Source organism: Ilyobacter sp. (genome assembly GCF_041583315.1).
Taxonomy (GTDB): domain Bacteria; phylum Fusobacteriota; class Fusobacteriia; order Fusobacteriales; family Fusobacteriaceae; genus Ilyobacter.
In genome coordinates, this window is sequence record NZ_JBFHGC010000405.1 from 1 (window position 1) to 2,687 (window position 2,687).

3 protein-coding genes and 1 riboswitch are annotated in these 2,687 nt (G+C 37.3%); all 3 genes read left to right on the forward strand.

Annotated features, from left to right (window positions below; translation table 11 throughout):
* Positions 1–638 (forward strand): hypothetical protein (locus ABZA26_RS12090; RefSeq protein ID WP_372714769.1); only part of this gene is annotated, 638 nt, incomplete at its 5' end.
* An 11-nt stretch (positions 639–649) separates the two neighbouring features.
* Complete coding sequence (locus ABZA26_RS12095; protein WP_372714770.1) at positions 650–1,303, forward strand: DUF3298 domain-containing protein; 654 nt, start codon at positions 650–652, stop codon at positions 1,301–1,303.
* A gap of 167 nt (positions 1,304–1,470) precedes the next feature.
* Positions 1,471–1,559, forward strand: a riboswitch (SAM riboswitch).
* 162 nt (positions 1,560–1,721) lie between these two features.
* A partial coding sequence (locus ABZA26_RS12100) for an O-acetylhomoserine aminocarboxypropyltransferase/cysteine synthase family protein (RefSeq protein WP_372714771.1) occupies positions 1,722–2,687 on the forward strand: 966 nt, incomplete at its 3' end.

The window sequence follows — 2,687 nt, forward strand, 5'->3', positions numbered from 1 at the left end:
TAGGAGATGCCAAGGTGGACAAGACAAACAGAGAAATAATGGACCGTCTGAAGGAGATGGAGATACAGATAGAAGAGGACTCTAAGAAGAATTTCAGGGAACTCACAGATTCAAAAGAACCTAAAGTTATTCTTAAAGGAGAATACACAGTTAGGGTAAGTGACTCTAAAATGGTTATGTTGATTGTAAAAAACAGGTATTTTTTAGACGGTTATGACGTCCATATAAAAACCTATAGTTACACTCTTTCTCCTGTAGACGGGAACTTCTATTCTCGTGAGAGTATATTTATAAATCCATCAGAGGGAGTCTACCAGGTGAAAAATTTTATTAAAAATGAGATTCGTAACAGGGTGCGTCAGACTAAGACAGGAGAGTCTGTTAATATTTATCTAGGCGATATCATATTGGATATGGATTACGGAGGATTTTATTTTGATGGAAAAAATCTCGTTGTAGAGGTAGTAGTGAAGGGAGCCCCCCCTTATTATGACGGATGGAAAAAATTTAAAATACCTCTGGAAAGTATAAAAGAGTATATAAAATATGATATGAGAAGTGAGCTTGAAACCACTTATTTTAAAAATATACAGTTGAATCATCAGTTGCTTTCAGAGTATAATCTACTGAGAATTTAGGAGGCTGAAGTATGAAAAAGATAATATTTTTTATCGCTATATTTATCACTTTTCAAGGTGTATTAGCAACAGAAACAAAAAGCTCTGAGGTAAAACTGGAGAATAAGCTTCTCATAGTTGATGGTAAAATCCCTGTTTTTTATAGTAACGGAAAGTATATTGGAGATTCTAGCAGCAGGGCAAAGGGGAGCTTCACAGCCCTTATGGAAATGGTAAAGATGGAAGCAAAGAGAAATTTTCTTGAGAATCCAGATGAAAAAAACTCAAAATTTATTTTAAAAAGTGATTTTAAAAAGATAAAAAATGAGAATCAAATTGAAAGTTATTCAGTAAAAAGTTTTTATTATACCGGAGGAAAGCACGGTATGGTATTAGAGGAAGGGTATAATTTTAAAGATGGAAGGGAGATCTTTCTAGAAGATCTGTTTAAGAATAATATCAATTATAGAGGTCTAATAAAACAAAAGGTGGAAGAACAGATAATAAAATACGGCGGGGACCTTTATTACAGCGATATTGATATCCCAGACGACGGATACAGCTTTTATTTCAAAGAGGATTCTTTGGTTATTCTATTCAACCCCTATACCCTGGCGTCTTATGAAGCCGGAGTAATAACTTTTGAGATCCCGGTTTCAGAAATTTCAGCCTTCATGAAAATCTAGATTTTTATTGGCCTGATATATGGTCATATAAGTGTTTATTTATTTGGAATATCATAGCTCATCAAAAAAAATATTGACACTGTTTTAGCTTTGTGGTAAAGTAGTTGTCAACAACAGAGAAACATTTGAACCAAAAGAGAAATACATAAATCCTTGAATAAAGGGTTTACCCATCAAGAGAGGTGTAGGGACAGGCCCGGCGATACCTCAGCAACCTACCTATTCAGGTGTGGTGCTAATTCCTGACAGATGGCAATAGGGCTAATTTTAGAGTAACCAACCCTTTCATCTGACACAGATGAAAGGGTTTTTTTTTACCCAAAAACCCATTGCCTCCAATTTATCTTACTTTTATAGAAGTCTCATAAGAAGACTTGCATAAATACTATTAAACATATAAATCAAGGGGGAATAAAACATGGCTTACAAATTTGAAACTTTACAATTACACGGAGGACAGCAACCAGACCCGACTACAGGATCAAGGGCTGTGCCTATTTATCAGACTACTTCTTACAACTTCAAGAGTACAGAACATGCGGCAAAACTTTTTGCTTTAGAAGAGCCTGGAAACATATATACAAGAATAGGAAATCCCACTACAGCTGTACTAGAAGAGAGAATTGCTCTTTTAGAAGGAGGGGTAGGGGCCCTGGCAGTAGCTTCCGGAACTTCTGCAGTGACTTATTCTATCTTAAATGTGGCAAGATGCGGCGACGAGATAGTGGCTTCGAATAATCTTTACGGAGGGTCTTTTAACCTTCTTTCAAATACAATAAATGATTTTGGAATTAAGGCCAGATTCTTTGATCCTGCCAACCCAGAGGAGATAAGAAAGTTAATAAACGAAAAAACAAAGGTAGTATTCATCGAAAGTCTGGGAAATCCCAGCGGTGAAGTATTAGATATCCAAAAGATAGCAGAGATAGCACATGAATATGGTCTTCCGCTTATTGTGGACAACACCTTTGCCACACCTTACCTTTTGAGACCACTGGATCACGGAGCGGATGTCGTAGTATATTCTGCCACAAAATTTCTGGGAGGTCACGGGACTACAATCGCCGGTCTCATAGTAGACGGAGGTAAGTTTGACTGGAAAAATGAGAAGTTTACAGCCTTTAACGAACCGGATCCAGGTTATCACGGGTTAAAATATTCTGACCTCGGAGCTTCTGCCTACATACTGAAGACAAGAGTAAAACTTCTTAGGGATACAGGAGCGGCACTTTCACCTTTCAGCTCTTTCCTGATTTTACAGGGAATAGAGACATTGTCTCTAAGGATAGAGAGACATGTGGAAAATGCCAGAAAGGTGGCACAATTTCTGAAAGCCAGCGAGGATGTAAACTGGGTAAGTCATCCTGAATTGAGCGAAGATGAA

What these genes read in the sequence shown, in the direction of transcription:
- ABZA26_RS12095 (WP_372714770.1), top strand. Translation starts at nt 650, where the DNA reads ATGAAAAAGATAATATTTTTTATCGCTATATTTATCACTTTTCAAGGT.